At 40.8% G+C, this 16,283-nt stretch carries 13 protein-coding genes; 8 read left to right on the forward strand and 5 right to left on the reverse strand.

Features of this window, described 5'->3' with window-relative positions; translation table 11 throughout:
* Nucleotides 1–283: 283 nt before the first annotated feature.
* Nucleotides 284–1,207 (forward strand): glutaminase B, encoded by a 924-nt coding sequence (glsB, locus tag CWB78_RS02315; protein WP_109875654.1) that lies wholly within the window; start codon nt 284–286, stop codon nt 1,205–1,207.
* Nucleotides 1,208–1,229: 22 nt separating this feature from the next.
* On the opposite strand, the gene CWB78_RS02320 is transcribed toward glsB, so the two are convergent.
* Nucleotides 1,230–2,534 (reverse strand): inosine/guanosine kinase, encoded by a 1,305-nt coding sequence (locus CWB78_RS02320; RefSeq protein WP_036985324.1) that lies wholly within the window; start codon nt 2,532–2,534, stop codon nt 1,230–1,232.
* A gap of 177 nt (nt 2,535–2,711) precedes the next feature.
* Here CWB78_RS02320 and tadA point away from each other — a divergent pair, with 177 nt between their 5' ends.
* Nucleotides 2,712–3,218, forward strand: a complete 507-nt coding sequence (tadA, locus tag CWB78_RS02325) for a tRNA adenosine(34) deaminase TadA (RefSeq protein WP_075170707.1) — start codon at nt 2,712–2,714, stop codon at nt 3,216–3,218.
* Here tadA and CWB78_RS18765 read toward each other — a convergent pair.
* Complete coding sequence (locus CWB78_RS18765; protein WP_008468235.1) at nt 3,215–3,385, reverse strand: hypothetical protein; 171 nt, start codon at nt 3,383–3,385, stop codon at nt 3,215–3,217. The genes tadA and CWB78_RS18765 overlap by 4 nt on opposite strands.
* Before the next feature lie 136 nt (nt 3,386–3,521).
* Nucleotides 3,522–4,979 carry a membrane-bound lytic murein transglycosylase MltF gene (gene mltF / locus CWB78_RS02330; protein WP_138594056.1) on the reverse strand — a complete coding sequence of 486 codons (1,458 nt, stop codon included), beginning with the start codon at nt 4,977–4,979 and terminating at the stop codon, nt 3,522–3,524.
* Between the two features lie 211 nt (nt 4,980–5,190).
* Between mltF and purL the strand changes: the two genes are divergently transcribed.
* The 4 genes from purL (at nt 5,191) to CWB78_RS02350 (ending at nt 12,144) form a co-directional block, all read left to right on the forward strand.
* Nucleotides 5,191–9,081, forward strand: a complete 3,891-nt coding sequence (gene purL, locus CWB78_RS02335) for a phosphoribosylformylglycinamidine synthase (protein WP_138594058.1) — start codon at nt 5,191–5,193, stop codon at nt 9,079–9,081.
* A 101-nt stretch (nt 9,082–9,182) separates the two neighbouring features.
* Nucleotides 9,183–11,624, forward strand: coding sequence for an intermembrane phospholipid transport YdbH family protein (locus CWB78_RS02340; RefSeq protein ID WP_138594060.1), 2,442 nt, complete (start codon nt 9,183–9,185; stop codon nt 11,622–11,624).
* Complete coding sequence (locus CWB78_RS02345; RefSeq protein WP_008115575.1) at nt 11,617–11,799, forward strand: YnbE family lipoprotein; 183 nt, start codon at nt 11,617–11,619, stop codon at nt 11,797–11,799. Before CWB78_RS02340 ends, CWB78_RS02345 begins: the two co-directional genes overlap by 8 nt.
* Nucleotides 11,800–11,808: 9 nt before the next feature.
* A complete protein-coding gene (locus CWB78_RS02350; protein WP_008115577.1) occupies nt 11,809–12,144 on the forward strand; it encodes a YdbL family probable chaperone protein in 336 nt (111 codons plus the stop codon).
* 32 nt (nt 12,145–12,176) lie between these two features.
* Here the strand turns inward: CWB78_RS02350 and CWB78_RS02355 are convergent, their stop codons facing one another.
* Nucleotides 12,177–12,725: a DUF1415 domain-containing protein gene (locus CWB78_RS02355; protein ID WP_008115579.1), complete on the reverse strand. Its 549-nt coding sequence runs from the start codon at nt 12,723–12,725 to the stop codon at nt 12,177–12,179.
* Entirely contained in the window at nt 12,722–14,002 is a 1,281-nt protein-coding gene (waaA, locus tag CWB78_RS02360; RefSeq protein WP_054201972.1) for a lipid IV(A) 3-deoxy-D-manno-octulosonic acid transferase, read from the reverse strand. The genes CWB78_RS02355 and waaA overlap by 4 nt, the downstream gene beginning before the upstream one ends.
* A 235-nt stretch (nt 14,003–14,237) precedes the next feature.
* Here waaA and CWB78_RS02365 point away from each other — a divergent pair, with 235 nt between their 5' ends.
* Nucleotides 14,238–14,828, forward strand: a complete 591-nt coding sequence (locus CWB78_RS02365) for a D-sedoheptulose-7-phosphate isomerase (protein ID WP_008115583.1) — start codon at nt 14,238–14,240, stop codon at nt 14,826–14,828.
* Nucleotides 14,828–16,267 (forward strand): bifunctional D-glycero-beta-D-manno-heptose-7-phosphate kinase/D-glycero-beta-D-manno-heptose 1-phosphate adenylyltransferase HldE, encoded by a 1,440-nt coding sequence (hldE, locus tag CWB78_RS02370; RefSeq protein ID WP_138594062.1) that lies wholly within the window; start codon nt 14,828–14,830, stop codon nt 16,265–16,267. Before CWB78_RS02365 ends, hldE begins: the two co-directional genes overlap by 1 nt.
* Nucleotides 16,268–16,283 lie beyond the last annotated feature (16 nt).

Consider the following 16,283-nt stretch of genomic DNA (forward strand, 5'->3'; position numbering starts at 1 on the left):
GCATTTGTTATGTGACTTTTTACCGCTGTGGGTACTACGGCATTCTACTGCGCTGTCGCTACGAAGTAGCCCACCGACTCTAATTAAAGGCATCAGGTTAAAGTAAAAAAAGTAGGAACTTAAAGCCCTTACTATGGTTTACTTATGCTGTAATAGTTTCGAAGTTTGTAGTGAAATATTTTTATTGATATCAGCTAATCCCCTATTTGCTCAACATTACCATGCGGTTATGGATCTGACGTGTTAAAATTTGATTTTAGATTTCGTATTATTGAGGTGTCGATTGCCAACGAGTGATTACCAACGAGTGTTAAATGAGATAACTCAAGAGGTTAAGCCTTTACTAACGCAGGGTAAAGTTGCCGATTATATACCGGCATTGGCAGAGGTTTCTCCTGAGCAGTTCTCTATTGCTATTTATACTACGGAAGGAGAAATTTTCTGCGCCGGTGATTGTGAGCAACGTTTCACAATTCAATCTGTATCTAAAGTAATGACTCTGACATTAGCGTTGCAACGCTATGGCGATGAATTATGGAATAGAGTTGGCAAAGAGCCTTCTGGTACGGCGTTTAACTCTCTGACACAGCTTGAGTTTGAAAAAGGGATTCCACGTAACCCATTTATTAATGCGGGAGCGATTGTTACCTGTGATGCTCTGTATAGTCGTTTATCTGCACCTATGCACTCTATGCTTGAAACATTTCGCGATTTATCAGGTAATCGCAGTATTGTAATTGACAAGCAAGTGGCTAACTCAGAATATGAGTTTAGGCATAGAAATGCGGCAATGGCACATTTAATGAAATCATTCGGTAACTTTGAGAATGAAGTAGATGATGTCCTTTGGTCGTATTTTAATTTTTGTGCCATAGAACTTAATTGTATTGAACTTGCCAAGGCGTACAATTTTTTAGCCAATAAAGGGATAGATTACAGCTCGAATAAACGAGTACTTTCTAGTCGTCAAAACAAGCAACTAAATTCGTTGTTGTTTACCAGTGGGTTATATGACGCAGCGGGTGACTTTGGTTATCGTGTTGGCATGCCAGGTAAATCGGGTGTTTCTGGAACAATATTAGCGGTGTTACCGAATAGATTTACAGTGGCAGTCTATTCACCAGGATTAAACTCTTTTGGTAACTCAGTGGCGGGAATAGCAGCATTAGAGCTGCTATCTAAAAAGCTTGATATATCGATATTTTAGCTTCGCTTAGCGTAATGGGATCTTATTGATCCCAATACACTTGTTCTAAACAATCTTCGCGCTCAGGCAAACCACGTGATAAGCGAGGCGAATGCTGTACAAGCACTTCAAAGCTAGCACGGTTAGCGTATTTACTAATTTGTGCGAGCGAAGAGTAGGTAATGGCTTGTTGCTGATGCTTTGCTGAATTAGCAACATTCAACTTATGATAAACATTCGCTGATAAGTCATGTAAAACCGCGGCTAAAGCACAGTCACCGGCACCATTGGTATTTTTAATCGAGTCAGGCCCACCCATAAACGGCGCTGTATGGCTATATGCCTTTATAGGATTTTCACAGTCAACTTTACGCATTGCACGTGAAAATTCATAACGATTAAAGTCTGGTATAGCACCCGGTAATAATGGGTACTCTGTTTCACGTTTGCAGCTGTCATCAACAAAGCCAGCCATAAATAAGCCTTTTTCACCGGCTGTACAAATAACTAAGTCAACCCAGTCTAATGCTTTGTCAGCAGCAAGAAGTGGATCTTCATATCCAGTAATTGCTTGGCCTTCTTCTTCGTTCATAGCAAGTATATCAACATGCTTTTCTACAAAGTTAGCCCACCATGTCGGGTCCTGCTCGATAAGAAACTTAGTCCCTAGAGTTAATACCACCGGTACATTTGCATCGTTAGCGTACTTGATTGCTTGCATGGTCGCTTCGGTCATGGTTTCATCACCTTGAGTACGCATTAAATACGCACTGATGACTAATGCTGATGAGCCTTCTATTAGCTCTTTATCAATTGACTCTGGCTTTAGGTAATTCATCAGGCCAGCACTAATAGCAAACGTGCGCTCACCTGTTTCATCAATCAAGGTAAAGCAACGGCCAATAGGGCCATCGACTGGTTGTAAGTAGTCTAAATCTACACGACTTGAGTTATTACATAAAAATCGATAAGCATAACTGCCTATTTTTATATTTTCGCTCATTACGCCTAGTAGTACTGAACGATCATCAGCAAGTACGGAATAGTTGTGCATCGTGTTGCCAACGGTTCCTCCTGCGAATTCGTAATCGACCATATCGTTTAGTTTTAAGCGATCGTATAAAGCATTAGTGATGTCATTATCTATAACTTGCGACATCCCTCGGCGCAATTGAAATTCATCGAGAAAAGCTTGGTCAACCTTAGCTTCTATATCAACAACGATTTGATCGATCCCCGTAATATAGCTGCGGTGTAATCGTTCTGTGGCGTTAAGTTGATTGGTCAGTGGATCTTTGGCTTCCACTGGAAAATAATGTTTATGCCTGCGGCGTCCAGGAAATTTCATTTGCTACCCGTGTTGTGAGCTAAATAAAAAAAGCGAGAGATTATAGCGTAAATCCCGCCTTATGGGCCATGGTAAACCACTTAAATTTGTTTTATTTTTGCAATAAAGTGATCAATTACGCATTTTTTTACGCTAAGTTGGTATAATTACGGCATAAAAAATAGTTAAGTGATAATCATGACAGAGCCATTTGACGACCAATATTGGATGGAACAAGCCCTTGTGTATGCAAAACAAGCAGAGCAACTCGATGAGATCCCGGTAGGCGCCATTATTGTCAAAAATAATCAGTTTATAAGCGCGGGTTATAATCGCTCAATTACCGATAATGACCCATCTGCCCACGCTGAGATGATAGCGGTAAGAGAAGCCGGAAAAGTGCTTAACAACTATCGCTTAATTGATTGCACTTTGTATGTCACGTTAGAGCCTTGCTCTATGTGTGCAGGTCTGTTGGTGCACAGCCGAATTAAACGTTTAGTATTTGGTGCAGCCGATGCTAAAACGGGTTCTGCTGGTTCTATTATGAACTTGTTGCAAGAACCTCGTTTAAACCATCAAGTAGAAATAACGGGTGGGGTTTTAGAGACACAATGTGCAGAGACTATTTCTAGTTTTTTTAAACGTCGCCGAGCACAAATTAAAGCCGCAAAGCTAGCCGCTCGCAACCTTAACAACGATTAGTCTGCAGCTGCTATTAAGGCGTCTAATTCAGCCATTTGCTGCATAGCGAACATACGACGGCGCCAAATTATCTTTTTATGTAAGTTTCTTAACATCACTCGACGACGAGTGGCAGTTGAGTGTTTTATACAACGTTTAAGCTGATGTGTACGTCTACGTTTAAGCATTACTTATCCTTATGTGCTTGGTGATGACACAGATTTTAATACAATTGAGCCAGATTATTGAATAATTGATTGCAAGTAAACAACTATTTGCTTTTCTAACATGTAGCTAATATAGCGCGAAATTTTCACAGCGCTTTTATTTTTCTTTTTCTACGCCATCACTTATACGTTGATTTGCATCACCTGGTTTAATGCTTTTATCTTTTGTTTCTTTTTCTGTTTCGGAAGTTGGCGGTATAGTTGCCATTGCATTATTTTCATCTAACCAAACAAGCGCATCGTAATAGCGACGAATATTATCAACATAAGTCACTGCAACATCACCGCGAGCATAGCCATAGCGGGTATTACGGTAGTGACGTTTTTTTACTAGCAATGGTAAGCGCTTTTTAACGTCAGCCCATTTATCAGGGCTAGCGCCTTGTTGCTCAGTAATTATGCGGGCATCGTTGACGTGCCCCCAACCAACATTATAAGCTGCAAGTGCAAGCCAAGTACGATCAGGCTGCGGGATTCTATCAGGTATACGCTTGATTAATTTAGCTAAGTATTTTGCACCGCCACGTATGTTTTGTTCTGGTTCTAAGCGGTTAGTAACACCGACTTGTTTTGCTGTGCGCCTTGTTAGCATCATAATTCCACGCACACCTGTTGGCGATTTAGCTCGAGGGTTCCACATCGATTCTTGGTAACTCAATGCAGCAAGTAAGCGCCAATCAAGGCTACCTGCATATTGTATAAACCAAGGCTGATATTTAGGCAGTGTCTCTTTTATTGCATCTATGTAGGCTAAGGTATTAACGTAATTAAACTGACGGACATGGCCAAAGTACTTCTCTTCAAGTACATAAAGTTGATTGTTTTGTTTTGCTTCACCAAAAAAAGGAACTAGCAATGCGTACAATGAGTCATCATTCGACTTTCTTAGTATCCATGCAATTGAATCATTACGGGTAACTGAAAAGCCAATACTCAAGTTAGGGTGATAACGCCTAAACAACGCTAATGTATGTGAATCCGCTAAGGTGTAATCTATTTCCCCATCAATAACGGCTTGTAATAACTCTTCTTCATCAAACTCTTCGGTTTCACTCCAAGTTAAACCAGGATTGTTTTGTTGTATTTCTTCTAATGTTAATGAGTGACTACTTTTAGCAATAATGGTGAAGTTACCAGTTAAATCATCAAAATCTCTTGGCCGTTCACGACCTTGCTTAAATACTAATTTTTGACTTATTGTTCTGTAAGTTGGGCCATAGCGATAACGTTCGGCGCGCGCCTTATTAAAAGTAAGTCCAGAGGCAATTAAATCGAGATCGCCACTATCTAAGCGCGCAAACATATCGGATAAATTAAAAAAGGGCACAATTTCAAGCTCTACCCCAAGGTAGTCGGCGAATGCTTGAGAGAGTTCAAATTCAAACCCTTGTTCACCTTGAACAGCTTGATAATAATTACTTGCACTGGCAAGTGTACCAACGCGAATTTTATTTTCTGATTTAATTTGGGCGAGCTGTGTTGACTGCTCTTGTGTGTTACAGGCACACAAAAGGATGACTAACGTAATGATTGTTATTAGCTTTATCTTCAACATATTCGCCTCTTTAGCATCGTATCTCCTGTTATAACAAAACTTACTGATTACGTCACTTACCGTTTAATCGCAGCCAGTAAAAAATAGGTGTAAACAAAAAGAAAAAGTTAATTTAATGAAAAGCGCATTTTTGAGTTAAATCTGAGAGTAATTTGGACTATAATACGCGCCTAAAATATCGTTCAATCCCTAACCCCGGGTGAAATTACTTATGTTGATCCTTCGTGGTGCACCAGCACTTTCAGAGTTCAGAGTTAATAAAATTTTAGCGCGTTGCCAACAATTGCAACTTCCTGTCACCAATGTATATGCCGAATACGCTCACTTTGCCGATTTAACATCGCCATTAAACAATGATGAGCAAACCAAACTTGAGAAGTTATTAACCTATGGACCAACAATTGCTGAGCATGCGCCAGCGGGTCAGTTGGTATTAGTAACGCCTCGCCCTGGTACTATTTCGCCATGGGCTTCAAAAGCGACTGATATCGCTCATAACTGTGGGCTTAAGCAAGTTCACCGAGTTGAGCGTGGTATTGCTTACTATGTTGAAGGTGATTTAAGCGCCGAGCAACTTACACAGGTTACAGCGCTTCTTCATGACCGTATGACCGAGGCTACTCATAGTAAATTAGAAGATGCAGCGCAGTTATTTCGCAGCGATGCACCTCGCCAAATGTCATCAGTTGATATTTTAGGTGGCGGCCGCGAAGCATTAGCCGTAGCCAATATAGAGCAAGGGTTTGCACTTGCTGATGATGAAATTGACTACTTAGTTGAAAACTTCATCAAGTTAGGGCGCAATCCTAACGACATCGAATTATTCATGTTTGCACAAGCAAACTCAGAGCATTGTCGTCATAAAATATTTAATGCTGATTGGACTATCGATGGTATTGAACAGCCAAAGTCGCTGTTTAAAATGATTAAAAATACCTTTGAGCATAACCCTGAAAATGTACTGTCTGCTTATAAAGATAATGCAGCCGTAATGAAAGGCTCAAAGGCGGGTCGCTTCTTCCCGAATGCGCAAGGTGAATATGCGTATCATCAAGAAGACATTGAAATATTAATGAAGGTTGAAACCCATAACCACCCAACAGCAATTGCTCCTTTCTCTGGTGCGGCAACAGGGTCGGGCGGTGAGATTCGCGATGAAGGTGCAACTGGCCGTGGTTCAAAACCAAAAGCCGGCTTAGTGGGCTTTACTGTATCTAATTTACGTATTCCAGGTTTTGAACAACCTTGGGAGAGTGATTTTGGTAAGCCTGGGCGCATAGTGAATGCCCTTGATATTATGACTGAAGGCCCATTAGGTGGTGCTGCGTTTAATAATGAGTTTGGCCGTCCTAATCTTTTAGGTTATTTCCGTACATACGAAGAAAAAGTAACCAGCCACAATGGTGAAGAGGTACGTGGTTACCACAAGCCAATAATGCTTGCCGGTGGTTTAGGTAATATTCGTGCTGATCATGTTCAAAAAGGCGATATTCCAGTAGGCGCAAAACTGATTGCGCTTGGCGGCCCTGCAATGAACATTGGTTTAGGCGGTGGTGCTGCATCTAGCATGGCATCGGGTCAATCAAACGAAGATTTAGATTTTGCTTCTGTTCAACGTGAAAACCCAGAAATGGAACGTCGTTGTCAAGAAGTGATCGACAAATGTTGGCAGCTAGGTGATGCAAACCCTATTGCGTTTATACACGATGTGGGCGCTGGTGGTTTATCAAATGCATTCCCTGAGCTTGTAGATGATGGTGGCCGTGGTGGTAAATTCCAACTGCGTGACATCCCTAATGATGAGCCGGGCATGGCACCACACGAAATTTGGTGTAATGAATCGCAAGAGCGTTATGTGCTTGCTGTGGGCGTTGAAGACTTTGCACGCTTTGAAGCAATTTGTAAGCGTGAGCGCGCACAATATGCAGTTATTGGTGAAGCAACAGAAGAGCGTCATTTAACGGTTGCGGATAGTCATTTTGATAACAGCCCTGTAGATTTACCACTGGATGTATTATTAGGTAAAGCACCTAAAATGCATCGTGATGTTACGTCGCAGCAAGTAGTCGGTACTGCACTTGATATGGATGCTATTAATCCTGCGGATGCAGCGCAGCGTTTATTACGTTTACCAACCATTGCAGAAAAAACTTTCCTCATTACTATTGGCGACCGCTCTGTAACTGGTTTAGTAGCGCGCGATCAAATGGTAGGCCCTTGGCAAGTGCCAGTGGCTAACTGTGCGGTTACCGCTGCAACTTACGATACTTACCACGGTGAAGCTATGTCACTAGGTGAGCGTACACCTGCGGCATTACTTAATTATGGCGCCTCAGCACGTTTGGCTGTGGCTGAGTCTCTTACAAATATTGCTGGTGCTAATATTGGTAGCCTAGAAAACATTAAGTTATCTGCAAACTGGATGGCGGCTGCGGGTCACCCTGGCGAAGACGCAGGTTTATATGAAGCGGTAAAAGCTGTTGGTGAAGAGTTATGTCCAGCACTTGGTTTAACTATACCTGTAGGTAAAGACTCGATGTCGATGAAAACGACATGGAAAAATGAAGATGATACAACTGAGCAATCAGTAACATCTCCTTTATCACTGATTATTACAGCGTTTGGCCGCGTTGATGATGTGCGTAAAACGGTGACTCCACAGCTGCGCACTGATAAAGGCGAGACATCGCTTATATTAGTTGATTTAGGTGCGGGTAAAAACCGTATGGGCGCATCAAGCCTTGCACAGGTTTATAAGCAGCTTGGTGATGTTACTCCTGATGTAGACAGCCCTGAGTTACTAAAAGGCTTTTACAATGCTATGCAGGCGCTAGTGGCTGATAGTAAGCTACTTGCGTATCACGATCGTTCAGACGGTGGCTTGTTTACTACTATCGCTGAAATGGCGTTTACCGGCCACACCGGTGTAACCGTTGATTTAGCGACTTTGACTGGCTCTGATATTGAAGCGCTTTATAACGAAGAGTTAGGTGCTGTAATTCAAGTAGCAAACAGTGATTTAGATGCTGTAAAAGCTGTATTTGAGCAGCATGGTGTTGCCGCAATTAGCCATGTGATTGGCTCGCTTAATAATGACGATAACATTGTATTTAATCGTGGTGAGCAAACAGTACTTAATCATACGCGTACTGAGCTTCGTACAATTTGGGCCGAAACAACCTATCAGATGCAAGCGCGTCGTGATAACCCTGAGTGTGCTAAGCAAGAGTTTGACGCTAAACTTGATGCAAAAGACCCAGGCTTAAACGTTAAACTTAACTTTGACTTAAACGAAGATATTGCTGCACCGTACATTGCGACAGGTGCTAAGCCACAAATGGCTATTTTACGTGAGCAGGGCGTTAACTCGCACCTAGAAATGGCTGCTGCGTTTAACCGTGCTGGTTTTGCTGCGGTAGATGTTCACATGAGTGATATTTTAGAAGGTCGTTTAACGCTTGAACAGTTTAAAGGTTTAGTGGCGTGTGGTGGCTTCTCTTACGGTGACGTATTAGGCGCCGGTGAAGGCTGGGCTAAGTCAATATTGTTTAACGATATGGCACGCGATCAGTTCCAAAGCTTCTTCCATCGTGAAGATACCTTTAGCTTAGGTGTATGTAACGGTTGTCAGATGCTATCAACATTAAAAGAGTTGATTCCAGGTACTGAACATTGGCCGCGCTTTGTAACTAATAAGTCAGAGCGTTTTGAAGCACGCTTTAGTCTGGTTGAAATTCAAGAAAACCCATCGGTGTTCTTTAATGGTATGGCAGGTTCACGTATGCCAATTGCAGTTTCACATGGTGAAGGTCATGCAGAATTTGCAAATGATGCGGCAACTAAGGCTGCACTTGCAAGCGGCACCGTAGCGGTTAAGTTTGTTGATAACTACGGTAATCCAACAACACAGTACCCAGCAAACCCGAATGGTTCACCTGAAGGGATCACCGGTATTACATCAACAGATGGTCGTGCAACTGTAATGATGCCACACCCTGAACGTGTATTCCGTGCGGTTGCTAACTCTTGGCACCCAGATGAGTGGGCCGAGGATAGCCCATGGATGCGTATGTTTAGAAATGCGCGTAAAAATGTAGGTTAATATACACGCTGGATTCATGATCTAAATGTAAGATAAAAAGGCTGCCTTGTGCAGCCTTTTTTGTTTAGACTGTTCAAGGTTCAAGGTTCAATAAGGATAGTATGATCAAACGCATCGCATGGGGAATCGTGTTTTTATTTCTGAGTGTTTCAACACTGGGTTATGTATTTCGTATGCCTATAACTCAATGGGCTATAGCGCCATCTTTGAGCCAATCTGGTGTTGAACTACATTGTTTAGATTGGTCACTAAATGCAAATATTAGCTTAAACGTAAACCGATTATGTTTGACTTACCAAGGCCATCAAATTGAGCTTGGTGGAATTGTGGCTGATACAAAAAAAATAACTGTTGGCCGCGCTAATCTTCGTTTAAATGATAGCGAGAGTGTCTCAACAAGTAATAACTCCTTCAAAAAGCTGGCACTTAGTTTACCCAAAGAGCGGCCGAAAATTGATATCAAAAGATTGTTAATTACCCACCCACAACTTCATGATGAATTAGTGGTTAGCATTGGTGAAGAGAAGCTAAATACATTTGTGATTTCAGGTGATGCAATTGCAGAAGTAACAGCTAGCAATCATAAAATTACTGGTCACTTTAAGTTAGCAGATGGATTACTAACAAAGATAAAGCCGATACCCGCGCTTTCATTAAACAGTGGGCATGAGTTCACCTTTGATGGGTTATCCGTTGATATAAAATCAAACATAGATGCTGAGTTTACACAGCAATTTAGTAAATGCCCAGTAACGCTAAAGGCTTTTGGTGATATGAATATTTACTATCACTTTAACGATAAAAAAGCCTTGTTAAATACACAGCAATTAACCAGCTTGGTAACGTTTGATAGTGATTGTTTGACGCTTATAAACAATCAATCACAGCGTGAATTTGTAGCCAAGCAGCTGCCGTTAAAATGGCAATTAATGCTCAGTGATACGGTAAAGTTTGAAAACGGACAACTTGTTATACCGTCAATGCTATTAAACACTAAAAATAGTGAAACGAAGCTGAGCCTGAAAAACCTAGCAATTAATATTCAGCAGCCGTTAGAGTATGCCAAAGGCAATATTAAGTTATTGTTTATCAGTGAAGACATTGAGCATATAGAAATAGATGCAGCTTTAAATAACTTGGCTGTGAATGGCAACTACCAATTAAACGTTGATGAGCTGTCTGGTTTTTTACCCGTATCAGCTAAAAAGGTAGCAAGCACTGGCCTATTTCAAATAGAGAATGTTTTACAACATAAAAAAAATGCGAAAATAACCAGCGAGATTGCTTTTGCTGAGCTTAAATTTGATAAATTAACTGCAGAGGGTTATAAGGCGCAGTTTACTGCTGAGCTTGATGATAAACAAAATATAAAGGCTAGCCTAAATAGTCAATTACGCTCAGTGGCTTATGAGCAATACCAAGTGCGTGGTGTAAATAATCAATTATCAGCATCTTCTAGTTTGGCTGTTGGCGAATTATTTGTCGATTTAAACAGTGAAACTAAACTTACCCAACTTAACAGTGATCTTTTAAACCTAAGTAATATTCGCATAAACTCTAAAGGCCTGCAAAGTCGGGCGCTTCAAGCCTCACATCATGTATTTATTGATGGTATTGAGTTGGTAGCCAGTCACCACATATCTGCTGTGGAACATCCATTTGAGATAACAGTTGTAGATCAAGCTGTGACTAAACTTAACCCTGTTTTACAGCAGTTTGAACCATTAGCCACGCTGACCGACGGTAGCTTTAATGGGGTTGTTCGCGGAGATGTTAATTTACAGCAGGCTGAGTTTGCATTTCAAGTAGAACAGGTAAGTGGCTTATACAACGATTATTTAGCTACGCATTTTAGCAGTCGCTTAACGGGTTCTTATGATTCAGGGCAGCTTAATGTGGCTCCTACTACATTTGAATTAAATGAGTTACGAGCAGGTGCTGTTGTGAGTAACATTGTCGGTAATTTTAGTGTTGAGAACTCTATTGCTCGCGCTGAAAAAATAACTGCTGATGTACTTGGTGGTCGTTTTGCTTTGGATAGCTACAAAGTGACGGAAAAAGCGCAGCAGTCTTTGGTCACATTTGAAAATATTGATGCGAGTAAACTTATTACCTTAGATGATAAATCGGGCATAACACTAACTGGTCGAGTGAATGGCCGCTTACCCGTTTACTTTGATCAACAAGGTATTTCGGTAAAATCTGGTGAATTATCTAACCAAGGAACAGGTAAACTAGTTATTACTGACAATGCAGCTTTTGATGCAGTTAAAGCTCAGCAACAAGAACTGGACCCGATTTTAAGCTTGTTGGAAGATTTAGACATTCAGAGCTTAAACAGTAGTGTTGACTTAAAGCCTGACGGTTGGCTTTATTTAGGTGTAAACTTAAAGGGATACAATAAGGAACAGGCGCAGCAAGTTAACTTTAATTACAACCATGAAGAAAATGTTTTTACACTCTTAAGAGCATTGCGCTTAAGTGATGAAATTACTCAAAAAGTTGAACAAGAGTATTCAACAAAAGGAACTAAAAATGACTAAATGGCTGATAATACTTACAGCACTGGGGTTGCTTAGTGCATGTACGCACCGCGTTGAAGTGGCAGCGAAAGAGCCTATCACCATTAATTTAAATGTGAAGGTTGATCATGAAATTCGCGTAAAAGTTGATAAAGAGCTAGATGACTTATTTAGCGATGACAGTGAGTTATTCTAAGGAGCAATTATGAGTTTATTAAAAAATAAAAAGTTAAACGTGATCACACTTTTAAGTGCCGCTTTATTGTCATTTTCTGCTTGGGCAATCAGTTTAGATGATGCTAAAAACCAAGGGCTTGTGGGTGAAGATAGCTCAGGTTATTTAGGTTTGGTTGTACAAAATGCAGAGGCTAAAGCGGTTGTTGATGAAATTAACGCAAAGCGCAAAGCACAATATTTAAAACTTGCGAAAAAGAACAACTTGTCACTTGCTCAAGTAGAAGCACTAGCGGCGGCAAAAACCATTGAAAAAACCCAAGCAGGGCATTTCGTTGAAGTTAATGGTGAGTGGGTTAAAAAATAACTCTGTGCATTATTAAAAACCAAAAACCGAGCTTATGCGCTCGGTTTTTTGCAATTTTCAAGTAGCTGCTGCCAAAAGTGAATGCCTTTACGGCGAGCTAAGTTGATATTGTGCTCAGGAATTGACTCCGGCTCGTTGTATTCATCTAGTGCCGCGCTCATGCTTGCTTCACGTATTAAGTGTAAAGTAGGAAAAGGCGAGCGATTAGTATAATTTGCAGCGTCATCTTCATCACTATCAGCGAATACATAATCAGGATGAAAGTTTGCAATTTGGTACTTTCCCTCAAATCCTTGTGCAACTAATAGCGCATTGGCTAAGTCAACAAGGTCTAAAAAATCTTCAAAATCAGTAAAGCCATTATCAAATATTAATAAAGTGGTTTCACGCTGAGGATCACGGTCAAGTTGGATACATTGTTCAAGCATATCCATAACAGCATCATCAATTTTTGAGGTGTTACTAATGGTGTAGTGAATGCAGTTATTTTCAACTTCTTTACGGGCAAATGGACAAAAATTGTATTTTACAATCACAGCGCTTACCCATTCACGGGTTTGAGATATAGCTAAGTTGGTCACGATTTTGGCTCTAAATAAGGAGTTATAATGGCAAGCGTTTTGGCAATAGCGCCTTGGTTTTTAGCAACGCACTGAGCTGCTTTACTGCCAAGAATATCACACGCTTTGGTGTTTTTAATTAAGCGAAGCAATGCAAGCACCAGTTCGTCAGTATTTTCAACCACATGGGCGCCTTTGAGTTTAATCAGTTCAGGGTAAACATGGTCAAAGTTGTAGGTATGAGGGCCGGTAAGTACACCCACTGAAAAAGCTGCCGACTCTAATGGGTTATGGCCACCACGAGGAATTAAGCTGCCACCGATAAAGCTAATATTAGCGGCACCATATAGATATTGTAATTCACCTAATGTGTCGGCTAACACAATTTGTTCATTATTATAATTTTTTTGACTGCGACGACTAAAGCTAAGATTCGAGTGAGTCAGTAGCTCTGCAACTTTATCAAATTGTTCGGGGTGACGTGGCGCAATGATCAGTAAAGCGTCAGGATGTGTTTCTAGTAGTTGCTGGTGGGCTGCTAAAATAAACTCATGCTCTATAGGGTGTGTAGAACCTGCGACCCATATAAAGCGTTCTGCTTTTTTATAATATTGCTTTAAAGAGGCTACTTTATCGAGTTGTGCAGTGGTTGGGGTAATATCAAATTTTATTGATCCCGTTACATGGCTTTTTTCAGCAGGTAGCCCTAATTCAATGAAGCGATTTGCATCGGCTTTGTCATGACTTGCAAGTGCGGTAATTGATTGCATGATACTGCGAGTTAGCTGGGCCACTTTTTCGTAGCCTTGCTGAGACTTTTCAGATAGACGTGCGTTAACAACCAATACGGGTATATTTTGTTTGTGCGCATTAGCCATTAAGTTCGGCCATAGTTCCGTTTCTAAAATACAGAGTAATTGCGGTTTTACTCGTTTTAAAAAGCGAGTGGTGGCCATAGGAAAATCAATGGGTAAATAACTAACAGCAACGCTTTGTTTAAACTGTGCGGTAACTTGCTCTCGTCCTGTTGGAGTATTGCAGGTAATTAAAATATTTAACTGCGGTTGTTCATGTTGTAGGGCTTTAATTAAAGGAGTTGCAGCTAACACCTCGCCCACTGAAGCACAATGAAATACAACTGGTTTGTTGTTTGAAAATAAAGCGCGGCTTATGAAGCCAAAACGTTCCTTAAAGTGAGCGCGATATCCCGCGTTTTTTTTACCTCTTAATACATATAAATAAAATACAATCAGCGGGCTAATAATAATTAATGCGAGTGAATAAAAAATGCGTGCCATACTGTTGCTTTATATAGATGAAAGTGGCGCTAGTTTAGCGTGAAATCGTTTTTTTCTAAATACACAAATATAAAATAGCAACTTGAAAAAGGTAACAACGATAAAAACCTTCTTTATCTGAATAATAACTTTCTACCCGTACTTTAATTTAGTTATATAGAGGTGATTTGGCTATAAAATTATGGAATAATGAAATTAATTTTTCCTGCCATTTCAGTTCCAAGAGGAATATCTCATGTCAATTATAGATTCAGTGGCAACTAGCTACCTAGAAAGTTTAAATCGTCACCAAGTATTGTTCGAAACCATGGAGGCGTATCATCAAGAGGTAATGCAGTTGTTAGAAGCATGTCATAGTGCTTTACAGGCTGGTGGTAAGGTTGTTTGGTTTGGTAATGGCGGCAGTGCGGCTGATGCTCAGCATTTGGCTGCAGAGTTTGTGGTACGTTATAAGTTAGAGCGAGGACCGTTAGCGTCTATTGCTCTAACCACAGACACCTCTATTTTAACAGCGCACAGTAATGACTATCATTTTGACACAGTATTTGAACGCCAAGTTCAGGCGCTATGTAAACCTGAAGATATTGTAATTGGCTTAACTACATCGGGCACCAGTAATAATATTAATTTAGCGTTAGAAGCCGCTAATAAAATAGGAGCATTCACTGTTGCATTTACAGGTCGCGATGGAGGTAAAGTAAAAGACATCGCCAAGTTACCTATTATTATTAAAAATGATGAAACAGCCCGTATTCAAGAGGCGCACATGTTTATTGGCCATTGGCTGTGTGAAGCCATGGATATGGTTGTTGCGGAGCAGCAGTAATGGATTTATCGCTATTAAAAAACTTATCAGCAGCGCGTATTTTAGTGGTTGGTGACGTTATGCTCGACCGCTACTGGTATGGTGATTCTGGCCGTATTTCGCCGGAGGCACCAGTACCCGTTGTAAAAGTCAGTAAATTTGAAGACAAAGCCGGTGGTGCCGCCAATGTGGCTAAAAATATAGCCCGACTAGATGGCAAAGTGGGTTTACTTGGCCTAATTGGCGAGGATGAAAGCGGACAAATTTTAGAAAACATTCTAGAGGGTGAGAAAATAAATTCACAGCTTGTGAGTGTATGCGATTTGCCGACTATTTCTAAAATGCGGGTGATCAGTCGTCATCAGCAAGTTGTGCGTTTAGATTTAGAAGAGGCTTTTAATGAGTCTCATAGCCAGTTGTTATTAAATCGATTAGAGCTGGTGCTGAGTGATTACGACTTTATTGTATTTTCTGATTACAACAAGGGCTCACTCGCGCTAATCCAAAAAATGATTTCGGTTGCTAAAGATGCAGGTAAAACCGTGCTTGTTGACCCTAAATCATCTGATTTAGAGTTGTACCGTGGAGCTGATTACATAACCCCTAATTTAAATGAGTTTAAATTAGCGGGTGGTCAGGTTGGTTCAGAAGAGTTGCTTGCTAGCAGCGCGCGTACCCTGATTAGTGATGCGGGTATTAACGCCATGCTACTAACACGCTCAGAACAAGGTATGTCGCTAATTGATGCAACGCAAAAGCATGACTTTGCAGCGCAACAACTCGAAGTAAGTGATGTAACCGGTGCGGGCGATACTGTTATTGCTACATTAGCTGTAATGCTAGGTGCGGGTATGACCGCTAAAGATGCAGTCGAAATTGCAAACTTAGCTGCCGGTATTGCAGTAAGTAAATTGGGAGCGGCGACCGTTTCTCCTGAAGAGTTGAGTCGCAAGTTAGGCCAATACTTACAAGCCACTGGCGAGCATTATCAAACCCCATTTGACGATGTATTACAACATATTGAATTTGCAAAGCAAAATGGAGAAACCATTGTATTCACTAATGGTTGCTTTGATATTTTACATGCAGGCCATGTACGCTATTTAGCACAAGCTAAAGCGCGTGGAGATAGATTGGTGGTTGGTTTAAATAACGATGAATCCATTGCCCGTTTAAAAGGCCCTGAGCGCCCAATTAACCCATTAGATGAGCGTGCTATGGTTTTAAGTGCATTAGCCTCAGTTGATTGGGTTATTCCGTTTGGCAGTGAGGATGAAAATGACACACCGGCAAAGTTAATTGAACAAATTAGCCCAGATATTCTTGTTAAAGGTGGTGATTACACCGTTGAGCAAATTGCTGGTGCTGAGCATGTGTTGCGTCATGGCGGAAAAGTAGAAGTGCTTGAGTTTTTAGATGGTTGCTCTACATCAAAAGTGATTAGCAAAATAAAAAGCTAGCTAGTTAGTGAAATAA

Origin of the sequence: Pseudoalteromonas sp. S1612, from assembly GCF_005887175.1 — a bacterium.
Lineage (GTDB): Bacteria > Pseudomonadota > Gammaproteobacteria > Enterobacterales > Alteromonadaceae > Pseudoalteromonas > Pseudoalteromonas undina.

What these genes read in the sequence shown, in the direction of transcription:
- CWB78_RS02320 (WP_036985324.1), bottom strand. Translation starts at nt 2,534, where the DNA reads ATGAAATTTCCTGGACGCCGCAGGCATAAACATTATTTTCCAGTGGAA.
- tadA (WP_075170707.1), top strand. Translation starts at nt 2,712, where the DNA reads ATGACAGAGCCATTTGACGACCAATATTGGATGGAACAAGCCCTTGTG.
- CWB78_RS18765 (WP_008468235.1), bottom strand. Translation starts at nt 3,385, where the DNA reads ATGCTTAAACGTAGACGTACACATCAGCTTAAACGTTGTATAAAACAC.
- mltF (WP_138594056.1), bottom strand. Translation starts at nt 4,979, where the DNA reads ATGTTGAAGATAAAGCTAATAACAATCATTACGTTAGTCATCCTTTTG.
- purL (WP_138594058.1), top strand. Translation starts at nt 5,191, where the DNA reads ATGTTGATCCTTCGTGGTGCACCAGCACTTTCAGAGTTCAGAGTTAAT.
- CWB78_RS02340 (WP_138594060.1), top strand. Translation starts at nt 9,183, where the DNA reads ATGATCAAACGCATCGCATGGGGAATCGTGTTTTTATTTCTGAGTGTT.
- CWB78_RS02345 (WP_008115575.1), top strand. Translation starts at nt 11,617, where the DNA reads ATGACTAAATGGCTGATAATACTTACAGCACTGGGGTTGCTTAGTGCA.
- CWB78_RS02350 (WP_008115577.1), top strand. Translation starts at nt 11,809, where the DNA reads ATGAGTTTATTAAAAAATAAAAAGTTAAACGTGATCACACTTTTAAGT.
- waaA (WP_054201972.1), bottom strand. Translation starts at nt 14,002, where the DNA reads ATGGCACGCATTTTTTATTCACTCGCATTAATTATTATTAGCCCGCTG.
- CWB78_RS02365 (WP_008115583.1), top strand. Translation starts at nt 14,238, where the DNA reads ATGTCAATTATAGATTCAGTGGCAACTAGCTACCTAGAAAGTTTAAAT.
- hldE (WP_138594062.1), top strand. Translation starts at nt 14,828, where the DNA reads ATGGATTTATCGCTATTAAAAAACTTATCAGCAGCGCGTATTTTAGTG.